General features: G+C 67.8%; 17 protein-coding genes. 10 read left to right on the top strand and 7 right to left on the bottom strand.

Annotated elements, in window-relative coordinates:
* Positions 1 to 83 precede the first annotated feature (83 nt).
* The 9 genes from EJO71_RS16105 (at position 84) to EJO71_RS16145 (ending at position 9,468) form a co-directional block, all read left to right on the top strand.
* Complete coding sequence (locus EJO71_RS16105; protein WP_171022534.1) at positions 84 to 1,328, top strand: sugar ABC transporter substrate-binding protein; 1,245 nt, start codon at positions 84 to 86, stop codon at positions 1,326 to 1,328.
* Between the two features lie 4 nt (positions 1,329 to 1,332).
* Positions 1,333 to 2,217, top strand: a complete 885-nt coding sequence (locus tag EJO71_RS16110; protein ID WP_125950054.1) for a sugar ABC transporter permease — start codon at positions 1,333 to 1,335, stop codon at positions 2,215 to 2,217.
* 26 nt (positions 2,218 to 2,243) lie between these two features.
* Positions 2,244 to 3,056: a carbohydrate ABC transporter permease gene (locus EJO71_RS16115; protein ID WP_206169030.1), complete on the top strand. Its 813-nt coding sequence runs from the start codon at positions 2,244 to 2,246 to the stop codon at positions 3,054 to 3,056.
* A gap of 32 nt (positions 3,057 to 3,088) precedes the next feature.
* The gene (ugpC, locus tag EJO71_RS16120; protein WP_125950053.1) at positions 3,089 to 4,192 is read left to right on the top strand and encodes a sn-glycerol-3-phosphate ABC transporter ATP-binding protein UgpC; all 1,104 of its coding nucleotides are present in this window, start codon (positions 3,089 to 3,091) and stop codon (positions 4,190 to 4,192) included.
* 37 nt (positions 4,193 to 4,229) lie between these two features.
* The gene (locus EJO71_RS16125; protein ID WP_125950052.1) at positions 4,230 to 5,279 is read left to right on the top strand and encodes an NAD(P)-dependent alcohol dehydrogenase; all 1,050 of its coding nucleotides are present in this window, start codon (positions 4,230 to 4,232) and stop codon (positions 5,277 to 5,279) included.
* 114 nt (positions 5,280 to 5,393) lie between these two features.
* A complete protein-coding gene (locus EJO71_RS16130; RefSeq protein ID WP_125950051.1) occupies positions 5,394 to 6,215 on the top strand; it encodes an SDR family oxidoreductase in 822 nt (273 codons plus the stop codon).
* A complete protein-coding gene (locus EJO71_RS16135) occupies positions 6,212 to 7,549 on the top strand; it encodes an NAD(P)-binding domain-containing protein (RefSeq protein ID WP_125950050.1) in 1,338 nt (445 codons plus the stop codon). The genes EJO71_RS16130 and EJO71_RS16135 overlap by 4 nt, the downstream gene beginning before the upstream one ends.
* A gap of 27 nt (positions 7,550 to 7,576) precedes the next feature.
* Entirely contained in the window at positions 7,577 to 8,479 is a 903-nt protein-coding gene (locus EJO71_RS16140; protein WP_125950049.1) for a bile acid:sodium symporter family protein, read from the top strand.
* Complete coding sequence (locus EJO71_RS16145) at positions 8,476 to 9,468, top strand: SDR family oxidoreductase (RefSeq protein WP_125950048.1); 993 nt, start codon at positions 8,476 to 8,478, stop codon at positions 9,466 to 9,468. Before EJO71_RS16140 ends, EJO71_RS16145 begins: the two co-directional genes overlap by 4 nt.
* On the opposite strand, the gene EJO71_RS16150 is transcribed toward EJO71_RS16145, so the two are convergent.
* The gene (locus tag EJO71_RS16150; RefSeq protein WP_125950047.1) at positions 9,455 to 10,360 is read right to left on the bottom strand and encodes a LysR family transcriptional regulator; all 906 of its coding nucleotides are present in this window, start codon (positions 10,358 to 10,360) and stop codon (positions 9,455 to 9,457) included. The genes EJO71_RS16145 and EJO71_RS16150 overlap by 14 nt on opposite strands.
* A 101-nt stretch (positions 10,361 to 10,461) precedes the next feature.
* Between EJO71_RS16150 and EJO71_RS16155 the strand changes: the two genes are divergently transcribed.
* Positions 10,462 to 11,220, top strand: coding sequence for a sulfite exporter TauE/SafE family protein (locus EJO71_RS16155; protein ID WP_171022532.1), 759 nt, complete (start codon positions 10,462 to 10,464; stop codon positions 11,218 to 11,220).
* 10 nt (positions 11,221 to 11,230) lie between these two features.
* On the opposite strand, the gene EJO71_RS16160 is transcribed toward EJO71_RS16155, so the two are convergent.
* The 6 genes from EJO71_RS16160 to EJO71_RS16190 all read right to left on the bottom strand — a co-directional run bounded on the left by EJO71_RS16160 (position 11,231) and on the right by EJO71_RS16190 (position 15,853).
* Positions 11,231 to 11,710 (bottom strand): NUDIX domain-containing protein, encoded by a 480-nt coding sequence (locus EJO71_RS16160; protein ID WP_125950045.1) that lies wholly within the window; start codon positions 11,708 to 11,710, stop codon positions 11,231 to 11,233.
* A gap of 2 nt (positions 11,711 to 11,712) precedes the next feature.
* Positions 11,713 to 12,162: a GatB/YqeY domain-containing protein gene (locus tag EJO71_RS16165; protein ID WP_125950044.1), complete on the bottom strand. Its 450-nt coding sequence runs from the start codon at positions 12,160 to 12,162 to the stop codon at positions 11,713 to 11,715.
* A 113-nt stretch (positions 12,163 to 12,275) separates the two neighbouring features.
* Positions 12,276 to 12,488, bottom strand: a complete 213-nt coding sequence (gene rpsU, locus EJO71_RS16170) for a 30S ribosomal protein S21 (protein ID WP_007833691.1) — start codon at positions 12,486 to 12,488, stop codon at positions 12,276 to 12,278.
* A 232-nt stretch (positions 12,489 to 12,720) separates the two neighbouring features.
* Complete coding sequence (locus EJO71_RS16180) at positions 12,721 to 13,944, bottom strand: NAD(P)/FAD-dependent oxidoreductase (RefSeq protein ID WP_125950043.1); 1,224 nt, start codon at positions 13,942 to 13,944, stop codon at positions 12,721 to 12,723.
* Positions 13,941 to 14,729 (bottom strand): YaeF family permuted papain-like enzyme, encoded by a 789-nt coding sequence (locus tag EJO71_RS16185; RefSeq protein WP_125950042.1) that lies wholly within the window; start codon positions 14,727 to 14,729, stop codon positions 13,941 to 13,943. Before EJO71_RS16185 ends, EJO71_RS16180 begins: the two co-directional genes overlap by 4 nt.
* Positions 14,729 to 15,853, bottom strand: coding sequence for a sterol desaturase family protein (locus EJO71_RS16190; RefSeq protein ID WP_125950041.1), 1,125 nt, complete (start codon positions 15,851 to 15,853; stop codon positions 14,729 to 14,731). Before EJO71_RS16190 ends, EJO71_RS16185 begins: the two co-directional genes overlap by 1 nt.
* Between the last annotated feature and the right edge of the window lie 85 nt (positions 15,854 to 15,938).

Raw genomic sequence — 15,938 nt, forward strand, 5'->3', positions numbered from 1 at the left:
TTTGCCGGCAATCCACGACAGGCTCAAAGGAGACAAAAGCGATGGCTGTTCAAGAAAACCGGCACCTGAAGACGGGTTGCGCGATGCTGCTGGCGGCACTGGCCGCATGGGGTGGCGCGGCCCAGGCGCAGCAGGTCTGCAAGGAGGATCTGCGCGTCCTGTCCCAGCCCCGCGACGGGCTGACCCTGCTCGAGAAGTACAAGGACGAGTTCAAGGCCCTCAGCGGCGCCTCGTTCAACATTGACAACCTCAACGAGAACGACCGCCGCACCAAGACCCGCGCGGACGCTTCGACCGTGGGCAAGTACCACGTGTACTACGTCGACGAGGCCAACGTGCCGCTGTTCGCCCAGTCGAAGTGGATCGTGCCGCTGGCCAAGTACTACCCCGCCGACTACGACTACGCCGACTTCGACCCCGGTCGCCAGAAGGTCGCGACCTTCGACGGCCAGGTCTGGTTCGCGCCGCTCACCGGCGGTGGCGACCTGCTGGTCTACCGCAAGGACCTGCTGGAGAAGGCCGGCATCAAGCCGCCGACCACGCTCGACGAATTCGTCGAGGCCGCGAAGAAGCTCAACGACCCGGCCAACGGCGTCTACGGCGTGGCACTGCGCGGCCAGCGCGGCTCGGGTGCCAACGTGTGGCGCTGGATGCCGTTCTTCCGCGGCTATGGCGGCCAGTGGTTCGACGGCGACAAGCCCGTGTTCGATTCGGCCGCCGCGGTGAAGGCCACGCAGACCTACCTCGACCTGTTCAAGTACTCGGCGCCCGGCACCAAGACAGGCGGCTGGGACGAATCCACCGGCGCCTTCCTTGCCGGCAAGGTGGCGATGCTGGTCGAGTCGACTCCGCTGGCCGGCAATGCGCTCGACCCGAAGATGTCGACCGTGATCGGCAAGGTCGCCTACCTGCCGCCGCCCACGCCGCTGACCGGCGGCGGCTACGGCCACGGCCTGGCCATCGGCGCCAAGGCCAACAAGACCGAGGAAGCGAAGAAGTGCGCGGGCCTGTTCGTCGCCTGGGCCACTTCCAAGAAGCAGGAGCAGCGCCGCCTCGCCGAGGGCCAGTTCGGCGAGCTCAACCGCACCAGCGTGCTGGCCAGCCCCGAGTTCTCCAAGCGCTATGGCGCCGATCTCGGCAAGGCGCTGGCCGACACCGGCAAGGTCACGGCCGTGAACTTCTGGCAGGACCCGGCCTGGCCCGACCTCGGCGATCGCTGGGGGATCATCCTGGAAGAGCTGATCACGGGCTCCCGCACCGACATCAAGGCCGGCCTCGACGAACTCGATGCCTACGCGAAGCAACTGGTCGCGCGGCGCAAGAAGTAAGTAAATGACGCTCAGGGAGAAGAAAAAGAAGACGACGAGGCTGCCTCTCGTCTTCATCGGCCCCGGGCTGCTGGTGCTGGCTGTGCTGGCACTGGTGCCCACGCTCTTCGCGATCTGCATCTCGCTGCAGGACCGCGAGCTGGGGCAGGCGGACACGGGTTGGGTGTGGTTCTCGAACTACATCCAGCTCTTTTCCGACCGGCGTTTCCTCAATTCCGTGCGCGTGTCGCTGGTGTGGGAGGTGCTGACCGTCAGCGCCACCATGGGCCTCGCGGTGCTGCTGGGCGTGCTGCTGTTCCAGTGCACCACCACGCGCTGGCGCAACCTGCTGTCGATGCTGTTCATCGTGCCGGTGCTGCTGCCGCGCGTGTCGGCGGCCTTCGTGTGGAAGTTCGCCTTCCATCCGCTGTTCGGCCTTTTGACCTGGCCGTACAAGGCGATCACCGGCGAGCCGCTGGACCTGCTGGCCAGCCCGGTCACCGCGCTGCTCACCGTGGCCTTTGTCGACGTGTGGCAGTGGGGCCTGTTCTTCGCCGTCATCGTGCTCAAGCTGCTCGAGACCCTGCCGCCGCAGCCCTTCGAGGCCGCGCGCATGGACCATGCGAAGACCTGGGAGGTCTACGCCTACGTTGCGCTGCCGATGCTCAAGGCGCCGCTCGTCAGCCTGTGCTTCGTGAAGATGGTGGAGTCGCTGCGCGCCTTCGACCTCATCTACGTGATGACGCGCGGCGGCCCCGGCATCTCGACCGAGACGCTGGACATGTACGCCTTCTCGCAGGGTTTCATCGAGTCGGGCCGCATCTCGTATGCCTCGGGCATGGCGGTGCTGATGATGGTCGCCTCGACCGTGGCGTTCACCTACATCTGGAAATGGACGCGACCGAAATGAGCGCTGCCGCAAAGAAGAAGATTTCCATTGGCACGCTGCTCGCGCGGCTGGTGCTGATCGCGGCCGGGCTCTCGGCGCTGGTGCCGGTGCTCTGGACCTTTCTCAACTCGTTCAAGAACCGGGTGGACATCGTCTCGGCGGTGCCCAAGTTCTTCTTCACGCCCACGCTGGAGAACTACATCTACGTGCTGAGCCGCGAGGCGGTGGCGCAGGGGCTGCTCAACTCCGTCGTGGTGGTGGGCGCGGCGGTGATCGCCGGCGCGGTGCTCGGGCTGCCGGCCGCCTATGCGCTCGCACGCTATCCGCTGCGCTGGGCCGACGACATCCAGTTCTTCGTGCTCTCGATGCGCTTCCTGCCGCCGGTGGCGGTGGCCATTCCGCTGATGGTGATCTGGCTGCAGCTGGAGCTGTACGACACGCGCATCGCGCTCATCGTCACCTACACGCTGCTCACGCTTTCCACCGTGATCTGGCTCGCCATACCCGCCTTCAGGGCCGTGCCGAAAGAGGTGGAGGAGGCCGGCCGCGTCGACGGCTACGGCCCCTACGCGATCTTCTTCAAGGTGGCGCTGCCGATCGCTGCGCGCTCGCTGATCGGTGCCATCGCCTTCGGCTTCGTGCTGGTGTGGAACGAGTTCCTCATCGCGCTGATGCTCACCACCTCGGACGCCAAGACGCTGCCCATCGTGGCGTCGGAGCTGAGCCAGCTCGGGCGCGACGTGCCCTGGGGCATTTTGAATGCGTCCGTCATCCTGCTTTCGCTGCCGCCGCTGCTCATGGTCGGCGTGCTCAGCGGTTTTCTCAACGCGGCGTTCAAGCGCAAGCGCGACGCGGCATGAGCCCAAAGGGCCCCCTTTCCCGGAACAACGAAATGTCTGCAATCAGCTGTCACAAGATCATCAAGCGCTATGGCGACACGCAGGTCGTCCACCAGTTCGACCTCGACGTGTCCGACAACGAGTTCGTCGTGTTCCTCGGCCCCTCGGGCTGCGGCAAGTCGACCATCCTGCGCATGCTCGCGGGCCTGGAGGACATCTCCGACGGCGACCTCATGATCGGCGGCCAGCGCGTGAACGACCTGCCGCCGCAGGAGCGCGGCATCGCCATGGTGTTCCAGAACTACGCGCTCTATCCGCACATGAGCGTGCGCGACAACATCGCATTCGGCCTCAAGCGGCTGAAGGTGCCCAAGGCGGAGATCGACGCGCGCATCAAGGAGGTGTCGGACACGCTGGGGCTTGAGCGCTACCTGCAGCGCAAGCCCACCGAGCTGTCGGGCGGGCAGCAGCAGCGCGTGGCGATCGCGCGGGCGATGATCAAGACGCCCAAGGTGTTCCTCTTCGACGAGCCGCTGTCGAACCTCGACGCCAAGCTGCGCAACCACATGCGCATCGAGATCGCCCGGCTGCACCAGGCGCTGAAGACCACCACGGTCTACGTCACGCACGACCAGCACGAGGCCATGACGCTGGCCGATCGCATCGTGCTGCTGCGCGACGGACGCATCGAGCAGGTCGGCTCGCCGCGCGAGATCTTCGAGCGGCCGCGCTCCGCCTTCGTGGCAGGCTTCATCGGCACGCCGCCGATGAATCTCGTCGAGATGCAGGTGCGTGACGCGGGCGGCTGTTTCGAGCTCTCGGGCCGCGAGGGCATGGTGCGCGTGGATCCGCGCCGCTTTGCGCTCGAGGGCCGGCAGCGTGTGACGCTGGGTGTGCGGCCCGCGCACCTGCAGGCCGACGCGCAGGACGGCCGCGACGGCGGCTTCGCCGGCGAGGTGCAGCTCATCGAGTACCTCGGCAACGAGGTGCTGGTGAGCTTCGGCCAGGGCGAGAGCGAAATCGCCGCGCTGATGCCTTCCGCGCAGTGCCCGGCGCTGCGCGATCGCGTGCGCTTCGTGGCCGACCCGGCGCAGGTCCACATTTTCGACATCGACTCCGGCGCCTCGCTGCTGCGCGCCGAGGCCTCATTGCACTGACGACATACCGACAACACTCCTTCAAGGACTCAAGAAAATGAAAGCACTGGTTCTGGAAAAAGCGCACGAGCTCAGGCTGCGCGACGTCGAGCTTCCCCTGGACATGGGGCCGCGCGACGTGAAGATCCGCATGCACACCGTGGGCGTGTGCGGCAGCGACGTGCACTACTACCAGCACGGCGGCATCGGCCCCTACGTTGTGGAAGAGCCCATGGTGCTGGGCCACGAGGCCTCGGGCATCGTGGCCGAGGTGGGCGCCGAGGTCACGCACCTCAAGCCGGGCGACCGCGTGTGCATGGAGCCCGGCATCCCGCGCATGGATTCGCGCGCCACGCTCGAGGGCATCTACAACCTCGACCCTGCCGTGCGCTTCTGGGCCACGCCGCCGATCCATGGTTGCCTTACGCCCTTCGTGGTGCACCCGGCGGCCTTCACCTTCCGCCTGCCCGACAACGTGAGCTTCGGCGAGGGCGCCATCGTCGAGCCGCTGGCCATCGGCCTGCAGGCCGCGAAGAAGGCCGCGCTGAAGCCGGGCGACGTGGCGGTGGTCATCGGCGCCGGCACCATCGGCGCGATGACGGCGCTGGCCGCGCTCGCGGGCGGCGCGGCGCGCGTGATCCTCGCGGACCTCGTGCCGGAGAAGCTGGCGCTCTTCGCCGGCAACCCGGCCGTCACCACGGTCGACGTGCGCAACGGCAAGCTTGCCGACACCGTGAAGTCGCTGACCGACGGCTGGGGCGCCAACGTGGTGTTCGAGGCCAGCGGCAGCGCGCGCGCCTTCGACGGCATCTTCGACCTGCTGTGCCCCGGCGGCTGCCTGGTGATGGTGGGCATACCCGCCGACAAGGTGGCCTTCGACATCGTGGCCATCCAGGCGAAGGAGGCGCGCATCGAGTCGGTGTTCCGCTACGCCAACATCTTCCCGCGCGCGCTGGCGTTGATCGCCTCGGGGCAGGTCGACGTGAAGCCATTCATCTCGCGCACCTTCGCGTTCGAGGACGGCATCAAGGCCTTCGAGGAAGCGGCGGCCGGCCGCGCGACGGACGTGAAGATCCAGATCGAGTTTCCGGAGCCTGTGGCCGCCTGACGGCTCGGGCAATCCTTCGACGCAAGGGCGCCGGGCAAGGGGAAATGCCGGGGGGCGCGGCGCGCATGCGCGGATAAAGTGGCCGGGTTTTTGCCACCCGGAGCCCTCGCGCCAATGCCCTTGCCGTTCCGAAACGTCGTCCTCACCGGTGCCTGCGGCGGGTTGGGACAGGCGCTGGCGCGCGAGCTGATCGGCAACGGGGCGAGCGTGGCGCTGGTGGGGCTCGACACCGGCAGGCTCGCCGAACTGGCCGCGCTCGCGCCGGACCGCTGCTCGGTCTACACCCCCGACGTATCCCAAGGCGCCGCCATGCAGGCCGTGGCCGTCGACTGGACGGCGCGGGCCGGCGTGCCGGACCTCGTGATCGCCAACGCCGGCGTCGCGGGCGGCTACGACACCGCCGAGGCCGGCGACCTCGCGGTGTTCCGCCGCATGCTCGAAATCAACCTGCTGGGCGCGGCCACCACCTTCCAGCCTTTCGTGAGCGCGATGCGCGCGCAGCGACGCGGCGCGCTGGTCGGCGTGGCCAGCATCGCCGGCTGGCGCGGCATGCCGGGCAACGGCGCCTACTGCGCGAGCAAGGCCGGGCTGATCCGCTACCTGGAAAGCCTGCGCGCCGAGCTGCGCGAGACGGGGCTCACGGTGCACACGGTCAGCCCCGGCTACATCCGCACCGCGCTCACAGCCGGCAACCGCTTCGCGATGCCGGGGCTGCTCGAGGCCGACGATGCCGCGCACCGGCTGCTGGCGGCCGTGGCGGCGGGGCGCGAGAAGATCGTGCTGCCGCGCCGCATCGGCTGGCTGTCGAAGGCGCTCGACCTGCTGCCGGAGAAACTGCACGACCGCCTGCTGCGTGGCCAGCCGCGCAAGCCGCGCATCGGCGAGGCGGGCGCCACTGCCATTCCCGGTCTTTCGAAGGAGCCTCCGCCCCGATGACGTCCAACGCAGCAGCAGTACCGACCCACGAACAGATCGCACTGATCGGCGCCGGCCCCTCCGGCCTTGCCGGTGCGCGCAACCTGCAGAAGCACGGCGTGCCGTTCCAGGGCTTCGAGGCGCACGGTGACGTGGGCGGCCTGTGGGACATCGCCAATCCGCGCTCCACCGTCTACCACTCGGCGCACCTGATCTCCAGCAAGCACACCACCGAGTTCACCGAGTTCCCGATGGCCGACAGCGTGGCCGACTACCCGAGCCACCGCGAACTGCGCAGCTACTTCAGCGACTTCGCGGATAGGTTCGGTCTGCGCGAACATTTCCGCTTCGGCACGCGCGTGCTGCGTGTGGAGCCGGCGAGCGACGCGCCCGATACGCGCTGGCTCGTCACCACCGAGGACGGGGAGGGCACCGTCGAGACGGCCGAGTACAGGGGCGTGGTCATTGCCAATGGCACGCTTGCCGAGCCCAAGCGGCCGAGCTTCGACGGCAACTTCGATGGCGAGCTGCTGCACACCAGCGACTACAAGCACCCGGAACTCTTCAAGGACAAGCGCGTGTTGATCGTCGGCGCGGGCAACTCGGGCTGCGACATCGCGGTCGATGCGGTGCATTACGCGAAGAGCGTCGACATCTCGGTGCGGCGCGGCTACTACTTCGTGCCCAAGTACGTGTTCGGCAAGCCGGCCGACACGCTCGGTGGCAAGCGGCCGCTGCCGCCGTGGCTCAAGCAGCGCATCGACTCCACGGTGCTCAAGTGGTTCACCGGCGATCCGGTGCGATTCGGCTTTCCGAAGCCCGACTACCGGATGTACGAGTCGCACCCCATCGTGAACTCGCTGGTGCTGCACCATGTGGGCCACGGCGACATCGGCGTGCGCGCCGACGTCGCGCGGCTCGACGGACGCACGGTGCACTTCAGGGACGGCAGCGCGCGCGACTACGACCTGATCCTGGCGGCCACCGGCTATGCGCTGCACTACCCGTTCATCGACCGCGAGCTGCTGAACTGGCAGGGCATGGCGCCACGGCTGTACCTCAACATCTTCTCGCCGCGCTTCGAGAACATCGCGGTGCTCGGGATGATCGAGGCGAGCGGCATCGGATGGCAGGGGCGGTACGAGCAGGCCGAGCTGGTGGCTCGCTACTTCCGCGCGCAGGCGGCCGGCTTGCCGTGCGCCGCCGCGCTGCGCACGGCCGCACAGGGGCCGATACCCGACCTGTCGGGCGGCTTCAAGTACCTGCAGCTGGAGCGCATGGCGTACTACGTGCACAAGGACACCTACCGCGCGGCCGTGCGCAACGCGGCCGCGGCGCTGGCCGCCCCCGCCTGAAGACGAAGAACGAAGGAAGCCCCGCGCATGCTGCCCGTCGACGAGATACGCCTTCACTTCAATCCGGCCTCGCTGGTGCTGCTCAACGTGGTGCTGGGCTTTTTGATGTTCGGCATCGCGCTGGACACGCGCATCGAAGACTTCAGGCGCGTGGCGCGCATGCCAGGCGCCATGGCCGTGGGCATAGGCGCGCAGTTCATCGTGCTGCCGGCCGTCACCTATGTGCTCACGCTGATCCTCAAGCCCGGCCCGAGCATCGCGCTGGGCATGATCCTGGTGGCCTGCTGCCCGCCGGGGAACATCTCGCAGATCCTCACGCACCGCGCGCGCGGCAACGTGGCGCTGTCGGTGTCGATGACGGCGATCTCGAACGCGATCTCCATCGTCGTGATGCCGCTGAACTTCGCATTCTGGGGCGGCCTGCATCCGACGGCATCGGCGCTGCTGAAGACCATCGCGCTCGATCCGCTGGACATGCTGGGGCACATCGTGATGATCATCGGCATTCCCTTCGTGCTGGGCGTGGCGTGCGCGCACAGGCTGCCGGCGCTCACGGCGCGCATCAAGAAGCCGGTGGGCGTGCTGAGCTTCGTCGCGCTGATCGTGTTCATCATCGGCGCCATCGCGGGCAACTGGCGCTTCTTCCTCGACTACGTGGGGCTGGTGCTGCTGGCTGTGGTGATCCACGACGCGCTGGCCTTCGGCACGGGCTACCTGTGCGCGCGGCTCTCGGGGCTGGGCGACTACGACCGGCGCGCGGTGTCCATCGAGGTGGGCATCCGCAACTCGGGGCTCGGGCTGGTGCTCATCTTCAGCTTCTTCGGCGGGCTCGGCGGCATGGCCGTGGTTGCGGGCGTGTGGGGCTTCTGGGACATCATCGCGGGCCTGGCGCTGGCGAGCTGGTGGGGGCGCAGGCCCGTGAAGCCATGAACGAAGGGTTCGTCGCACGGCGCGTGCTGGTGACCGGGGCCGACGGCTTCCTGGGGCGCAGCGTGCTCGCGGCGCTGGCGGAGCAGGGCATGCTGCAGGCGCTGGTTGCGGTCGATGTGCGCGAGGTGCCCGCGGACCGCCGCCTGATGGGCGTGACCTACCAGCGGCTGGACGTGCGCGATTCGCGCATCGCCGAGACCATCGCCGACCATGCCATCGACACCGTCGTGCACCTGGCCTCCATCGTCACGCCGGGCAAGGACTCGGATCGCGCCTTCGAGCATTCGGTCGACGTGGGCGGCACGCGCAACGTGCTCGAAGCCTGCGTGGCGAAAGGGGTGCGGCACATCGTGGTGTCGTCGAGCGGCGCGGCCTATGGCTACCACGCAGACAACCCGGCATGGATCGACGAGTCGCAGCCGCTGCGCGGCAACGTGGTGTTCGCCTATGCCGATCACAAGCGGCAGGTGGAGGAGATGCTGGCCGGCTGTCGCGAGCGGCATCCGGCACTGGCGCAGACGGTGCTGCGCATCGGCACGATCCTCGGCGAGCGGGTGGACAACCAGATCACGGCGCTGTTCGAGAAGAAGCGGCTGATCGCCATCCGCGGCAGCGCGAGCCCCTTCGTGTTCGTGTGGGACGAGGACGTGACGGGTGCCATCGCGCATGCGCTCGGCGGCGCGCAGCCCGGCTGCTACAACCTCGCGGGTGATGGCGCGCTTACCATCCACGAGATCGCCTCGCGCCTCGGCAAGCATGCGGTCGACTGGCCGGCCGGTGTGCTGAAGACAGCACTGTCGGTTGGCTCGGCGCTTGGCGTGAGCCGCTACGGCCCTGAGCAGCTCGACTTCCTGCGCTACCGGCCGGTGCTGCTCAACACGGCGCTGAAGGAGCGCTTCGGCTACGTTCCGCGCAAGACCAGCAGCGAAGCCTTCGACGCTTTCGTGGCGGCGCGCGCGCACCAGGGGCGGCCGGTCACTTCTTCCTGATTTCTTCCGCCGGCGCGATCAGGTGGTCGAGCATGCGCCGGGCATTGAGCGGCAGGTCGGCCGACGAGCGCACGCAGGCCATCAGCGTGCGTTCGGCCCAGGCGTCGGCGAGCGAGGCGCGCGCGATCTTCATCGAGCGGGCGCAGCGTTCGGCCGCGGTCTGCGGGACGATGCCGACGCCGATGCCGTACTCCACCATGCGGCACACAGCCTCGAAGTTGCGCACGCGCACCCGGTAGGCGAGGTGCTTGCCGAGGGCGCGCACGTGCTGCGTGATCAGCAGCTGCAGGGCGCTGTCAGCGGGCAGGCCCACGAACTCGCTGTCGACCACCTCGGCCAGCCGCAGGCGTCGGCGCCCGGCGAGCGCGTGGCCGCGCGGCATCACGAGCACGAGGTCGTCGCGCCGGAAGGGATGGCATTCGAGCCCCTCACTGTCGATGGCGTCGGAGACGATGCCGATGTCGCACAGGCCGGCGCGCAGCGCTTCCACGGTGTCGGGGCTGGGGCGCTCTTCCAGGTCGACCGAGATGCGCGGGTGCTCGGCGAGAAAGCGGCTCAGCACCTCGGGCAGGTGCTCGGTCAGCGCCGAGGTGCCGCACATGAAGCGCACATGGCCCTTGAGGCCCTGGCCGTATTCGCCGAGTTCGCCGCGCAGCCGTTCCATCTGCTGCAGCACGACGCGTGCATGGTGCAGCAGCGTGCGGCCTGCTTCGGTGGCGCGAACGCCCTGCGCATGGCGGGTGAGCAACGGGGAGCCGAGCGCGTCTTCCATGCCGCGCACGCGCTGGCTGGCCGAGGCCAGCGTCATGTGCGAGCGTGCGGCGCCGCCGGTGAGGCTGCCGGCTTCGACCACGTTGAGGAAGAGCCGCAGGTCGGTGAGATCGAATCGCATGATCCGCCGGAGTGTGCACCAGGAGCCTCAGTCCCAGCCTGAGGCCGGCTGCGCGAATGCCGCATTTCCGGGTGCGGGCTTCCCCGGCAGACTCGGCCGCGATGACGATGCCAACGAACGACGCGATGACTTTCTGGGCCGCCGCCACGGCCGTGTACCTGCTGGCCGGCGTGATCAAGGGCGTGGTCGGCCTCGGGCTGCCGACGGTGTCGATGGGGCTGCTCGCGCTGTGGATGACGCCGGCGCAGGCGGCCGCGCTGCTGATCGTGCCCTCGCTCGTCACCAACATCTGGCAGACCGGGCCGCGCGCGAGCTTCATGCCGGTGCTGCGGCGCATCGGCGGGATGCAGGCGGGCGTGGTGGTCGGCACGCTGGGCGGCGCGTTCTGGCTGGGCGTGCCTGCGGGGGCGTGGGTGACGATTGCGCTCGGGGTGGCGCTGGTCGTCTACGCGGTCTGGGGGCTGACCGGGCGGCAGCTTCATGTGACCGACGCGCAGGCGCGCTGGGTGGGACCGCTGGTGGGCATCGTCACGGGGCTGGTCACGGCGGTGACGGGAGTGTTCGCGGTGCCGGCGGTGCCGTACCTGCAGGCGCTGGGGTTCCAGCGCGATTCGCTGATCCAGGCGATGGGGATTTCGTTCACCACCTCGACGGTGGTGTTGGCCATCGGGCTGGCCGGGAACGGGGGCTATCCGATGTCGGTGATCGGAGGCTCGGTCGCGATGCTGGCGCCGGCCATCGGCGGCATGGTGCTCGGGACCTGGCTGCGCAAGAGGCTGTCGGTGGCGGTGTTCAGGCGCTGCTTCCTGATCGGGCTGGCGCTGCTGGGCCTGTACATGGCCGCACGCGCCGGGCTGTGACGACGATGGCTCAGGCTGCGGCGAGCAGCAGCGTCGAGCGTACGCGCTCGATGGTCTGGCGGTAGGGCAGGGCGAAGTCGTCGAGCGCGTCGCCGGCTTCGAGCCAGCTGAACAGGAACACCAGGCCTTCTTCCTCGGGACTGCCCGTTGCCGTGTGCGTGAAGCTCTCGGGCAGCGTGCCCTCGGCGCGCATCAGGAAGATGTGCCACAGCTGCGGATGGCGGTGCGTGTTGCCTTCGACGCCGGCTTCGCATTCGCGATCCAGCGTGCCCAGCGACTGAAGTGCTCCGGCGTAGTCGATGCCGGATTCCTCGAGCAGCTCACGGCGCACCGCCACTTCGGGCGATTCGCCGGGCTCGATGGTGCCCTTGGGGAGCTGCATGCCGCCATCCTCGGGATGGCGGAACACCAACAGCCGGCCCCGCGCGTCGACCAGGCAGGCGCAGGCCTTGGGGATGGTGGCGGAGGGGCTGCCGGTGTTGTTCGTCATCTTCAGGCGCCCGTGAGAGCGGCCTTGACCGCTGCGCTGACCTGGCCCATGTCGGCCTTGCCGGCGAGGCGGGTCTTGACCACGCCCATTACCTTGCCCATGTCGCCGGGGCCGCTGGCACCCAGTTCGGCCACGATGGCCTTCACCGCGGCCGCCGTTTCATCGGCGCTCATGCGCTGGGGCAGATAGACCTCCAGCACCTTGATCTCGGCGGCTTCCTTGTCGGCGAGGTCGGTGCGGCCGCCGGTGGTGAAGGCAGCGATCGAGTCCTTGCGCTGCTTGACCATCTTGTCGACGATGGCGACGACCATGGTGTCGTCGAGCTCCACGCGCTCGTCGACTTCCTTCTGCTTCATGGCTGCGAGCAGCAGGCGGATGGTGGCAAGGCGCTCGGATTCCTTGGCGCGCATCGCCGTCTTCATGTCTTCGGTGATCTGTTCTTTGATAGTCATTCTTCGGCAACCTTTCGGAAAAAACAAAAGCCGCGGCAGGTTTCCCTGGCGCGGCTGAGGCAACGGAGCGGCTGTGCTGACTTTCGTCTGGAGCCTGCCGCCCGGGGCGTTGCTTAGTACAGCTTCTTGGGCAGCTGCATGCTGCGCACGCGCTTGTAGTGGCGCTTGACCGCGGCGGCCTTCTTGCGCTTGCGCTCGGCGGTCGGCTTTTCGTAGAACTCGCGGGCACGCAGGTCGGTCAGCAGGCCGAGCTTTTCGATGGTGCGCTTGAAACGGCGCAGTGCGACGTCGAAGGGCTCGTTTTCTTTAACGCGGATGGTGGTCATTGATGAATCGTTGAAATGAATTTGGCTTGGAGAGATCGAGGCCCCAAGCCGGGGTTCCTCAACTGAAAAACATTGCGGCCGTTGAGGTAAGGCCAAGAGTTAGCCCGCGAGTATAGCACTCCCCCAGGCTGCGCGCACTTCGTGTCGCTTCGCCTTCCCCCTCGCCGGGGGCGACACCGGAGGCCCGGCGGAGCCGGTTCCTCGGTGTCCCTGGACGGGGCCTCAGGGTTGCTCAGAGGGCTTGGGCGCACGCGTGGGCGCTCGCCCAGGCCCACTGGAAGTTGTATCCGCCCAGCCAGCCGGTCACATCGACCACTTCGCCGATGAAATACAGGCCCGGCTGCTTGGATTCCATGGTCTGGGACGACAGGTCGCGGGTGTCGACGCCGCCGGCCGTGACCTCGGCCTTCTTGTAGCCCTCGGTGCCGCTCGGGACGATCTGCCAGCGGGCGACGCGCTCCGACAGGGCCGCCAGCGCCTTGTCGGCCGCTTCGTTGACGGGGCGCTGCAGGGCCGGGTCCTGCCCGACCCAGGCGTCGGCCAGCCGGGAGGGCACCAGCGTGGCGAGCTCGTTGGCGATGCGTTTCTTCGATCGCAACTTGGCTTCGCCCAGTGACTCGGCCACGTTCACGCCCGGGGCGAAATCGAGCGTCAGCGGGGCGCCGGGCTTCCAGTAGCTCGAGATCTGCAGCACTGCCGGGCCCGACAGGCCCCGGTGGGTGAAGAGCAGGTCTTCGAGGAAAGCCATCTTTTCCTTCTTGGCGCCGGTCTCGATGCGCACCGGCAGCGCCAGGCCGGCCAGCTCGGCATACGGTGCCCAGGCGTCGCCGCCGAAGGTCAGCGGCACCAGCGCCGGTCGAGGCGTGACGATCCGCAGGCCGAATTGCTCCGCGATGCGATAGCCGAAGTCGCTGGCGCCGATCTGCGGAATCGACAGGCCGCCGGTAGCGACCACGATCTTCGGCGTCTCGATCAGTCCGCGACTGCTCTCGATTTGATAGCTGCCAGGGCCTGCCGATACGATTTTTCCGACCTTGCACGGCTGCCACCGCTCGACCCCGCCCGCCGCGCATTCGGCCAGCAGCATGTCGACGATCTGCTGCGACGAGCCGTCGCAGAACAGCTGCCCCTTGTGCTTCTCGTGGAAGGCGATTCCGTGCTTCTGCACCAGTTCGATGAATTGCTGCGGTGCATAGCGCGACAGCGCCGAGCGGCAGAAATTCGGGTTGTCGCCGATGAAGTGGCGCTGCGGCGCGCGCACGTCGAGGTCGCGATTCGTGAAATTGGCGCGCCCGCCGCCCGAGATGCGGATCTTCTCGCCCACCTTCTCGCTGTGGTCCAGCACCAGCACCTTCAACCCGCGCTGGCCTGCCACGCCGGCGCAGAACAGCCCCGCGGCCCCGGCACCGATCACGACGACGTCGAAGCGCGACGCGGAAGAAACGTCCGCGCTCAAGGGCCATCGGCCGCGAGCAGCGGCGGCGGGTTGTATTTCAGGTGGCCGACGTAGCGCAGCGGCTGCGTGGCGGCGATGGAGGGCACGTCGCCCTCGCGCATGTGCAGCAGGTCGGCCGGGCTCACCCAGCGCGGGTCGGCGCTGGTGATCGGCAGGCCGGCCTGCCTGTAGGCCTCCAGCACGAACTGCGAGCAGAAGAACTGGTCGTCGCGGCTCGCGCCCAGCTGCACCATGGCCATGCCGCTCATGCAGTAGTGGCTCACGGCAGTAGGCATCAGCGGCAGTTCGCACAGCCGGCGGTTCAGCACGAAGGGCGCGTTCAGCAGCACGCCCACGGTGTTGTAGCGAACGCCGACCTGCGACATCGCCCATTCGCGCATGCGCGCGGCACCGGCGTCGTCCACGCCCGGCACGCGGAAGGCCACGACCATCTGTTCTTCGTCGACCACTTCGGCGAGCGGCCGCGCGCGCACACCCGTGCCCACGGCCTCGGCGATCTGGCCGTCGCCCAGGTACAGCACCGCGTGGCTCACCGGCGAGAAGGTGCCCAGCCGGATACCGAAGGAGTTCACCGTGGCGATGGAGGTCAGCAGGATGTCGCCCGGCGCCAGCGCGTCGGCGGCGATGAGTTCGCCGCCGTTGCCCGGCGCAATCACAGAGCTCTGCACGCGCAGGCGCAGCCCGGTGTCCTTGGTCGGCAGGTCGAGGCGGGTGGCGCAACCCGCCAGCAGCAATGCGGCGCCCGCGGCAACGATGGCCGCGGCGGCCCGGAAGGCGATACGCATCAGCCTTTCCAGATGAACGGGAACTTCAACTGCTTGAAGAAGCCGTTGGGCACGTAGTCGCCCAGCACGCCGTACTTCTCGGGCCAGAGCTTGGTGCTCTTCACGGCCGTGCCGAAGATGTAGTCGAGGAAGGCGTAGTGCGCCGCGTAGTTCTTGTCCAGCGCCTCCTGGTCCTGGCTGTGGTGCCAGTGGTGGAAGTTGGGCGTCACGATCAGGTAGCGCAGCGGGCCCAGCCGCACGCTCACGTTGCAGTGGTTGAACACCGCCTGGAAGCCCACCACCACGATGTAGGCGTCGATCACGTCCTTGCTGAAGCCCAGCACGTAGATGGGCGCCAGCACCAGCGTGCGCGTGATCAGCAGCTCGAGGATGTGCTGGCGCGAGCCCGCCATCCAGTCCATGCTCTTCACGCTGTGGTGCACCGCGTGCAGGCGCCACAGCACGGGCACCTCGTGGTAGGCACGATGCGTCCAGTACTGCACGAGGTCGGCCACCAGGATGATCAGCAGCAGCCCGGCCCAGAACGGCAGGTTGCCCACCCAGCCCCGGATGCCGTCGTTGGCGGCCCAGCCGAAGAGCTTGTGCACCATCAGGTTGGTGGCCAGCAGCACGAAGCCCACGATCATGTGGTTCACCACGAAATGGTGGAAGTCGGTCTGCCACTCCTCGCGGAACACCGGCTGGTCCTTTCGCAGCGCGAACAGCTTCTCGATGAAGATGAAGATCAGCGACGAGCCCAGCAGGTCGAGGATGAACCAGTCGAGTCCGATGTACGGCGTGTGGTCGGCGAAGTCATGTACCGGCACCTTGTGCCCGCCCAGCAGCGCCGAGACCGCCACCAGCAGGAACGCCGCCGAGGAGAGCCAGCGCGAGCGGTTGAAGATGATGTTGACCAGCGACAGCCCGCCCGCGACGACCAGCGCCGCCAGCAGGATGACGCGCATCACGTCGACGTTGTAGCTCTTGCGCAACTCGGGCGTCGTGAGGTACTGCGGAAAGTGGAAGGCCAGTACGCCGAGAAAGCACAGGATGCCCAGGCTCAGCGCGATGGTTCCGGTGACCAGGCCTTTGCCGCGGCGCAATTCACCGTGGCTTTCCGTGAATTCATTGAGTTTCTCGAGCACTTTTTCCCTCTATTTGTTTCTTTTGCGAATGTAAGAATCCGCACACATCGAAGTGGAATTATCGGTGTCATGGGCCGATGGGTGT

The organism is Variovorax sp. 679, from assembly GCF_003952185.1.
Classification (GTDB): domain Bacteria; phylum Pseudomonadota; class Gammaproteobacteria; order Burkholderiales; family Burkholderiaceae_C; genus Variovorax.

Excerpts from the sequence above, each read along its gene's own strand:
- EJO71_RS16105 (WP_171022534.1), top strand. The coding sequence starts at position 84 with ATGCTGCTGGCGGCACTGGCCGCATGGGGTGGCGCGGCCCAGGCGCAG.
- EJO71_RS16110 (WP_125950054.1), top strand. The coding sequence starts at position 1,333 with ATGACGCTCAGGGAGAAGAAAAAGAAGACGACGAGGCTGCCTCTCGTC.
- ugpC (WP_125950053.1), top strand. The coding sequence starts at position 3,089 with ATGTCTGCAATCAGCTGTCACAAGATCATCAAGCGCTATGGCGACACG.
- EJO71_RS16125 (WP_125950052.1), top strand. The coding sequence starts at position 4,230 with ATGAAAGCACTGGTTCTGGAAAAAGCGCACGAGCTCAGGCTGCGCGAC.
- EJO71_RS16130 (WP_125950051.1), top strand. The coding sequence starts at position 5,394 with ATGCCCTTGCCGTTCCGAAACGTCGTCCTCACCGGTGCCTGCGGCGGG.
- EJO71_RS16135 (WP_125950050.1), top strand. The coding sequence starts at position 6,212 with ATGACGTCCAACGCAGCAGCAGTACCGACCCACGAACAGATCGCACTG.
- EJO71_RS16140 (WP_125950049.1), top strand. The coding sequence starts at position 7,577 with ATGCTGCCCGTCGACGAGATACGCCTTCACTTCAATCCGGCCTCGCTG.
- EJO71_RS16145 (WP_125950048.1), top strand. The coding sequence starts at position 8,476 with ATGAACGAAGGGTTCGTCGCACGGCGCGTGCTGGTGACCGGGGCCGAC.
- EJO71_RS16150 (WP_125950047.1), bottom strand. The coding sequence starts at position 10,360 with ATGCGATTCGATCTCACCGACCTGCGGCTCTTCCTCAACGTGGTCGAA.
- EJO71_RS16155 (WP_171022532.1), top strand. The coding sequence starts at position 10,462 with ATGACGATGCCAACGAACGACGCGATGACTTTCTGGGCCGCCGCCACG.
- EJO71_RS16160 (WP_125950045.1), bottom strand. The coding sequence starts at position 11,710 with ATGACGAACAACACCGGCAGCCCCTCCGCCACCATCCCCAAGGCCTGC.
- EJO71_RS16165 (WP_125950044.1), bottom strand. The coding sequence starts at position 12,162 with ATGACTATCAAAGAACAGATCACCGAAGACATGAAGACGGCGATGCGC.
- rpsU (WP_007833691.1), bottom strand. The coding sequence starts at position 12,488 with ATGACCACCATCCGCGTTAAAGAAAACGAGCCCTTCGACGTCGCACTG.
- EJO71_RS16185 (WP_125950042.1), bottom strand. The coding sequence starts at position 14,729 with ATGCGTATCGCCTTCCGGGCCGCCGCGGCCATCGTTGCCGCGGGCGCC.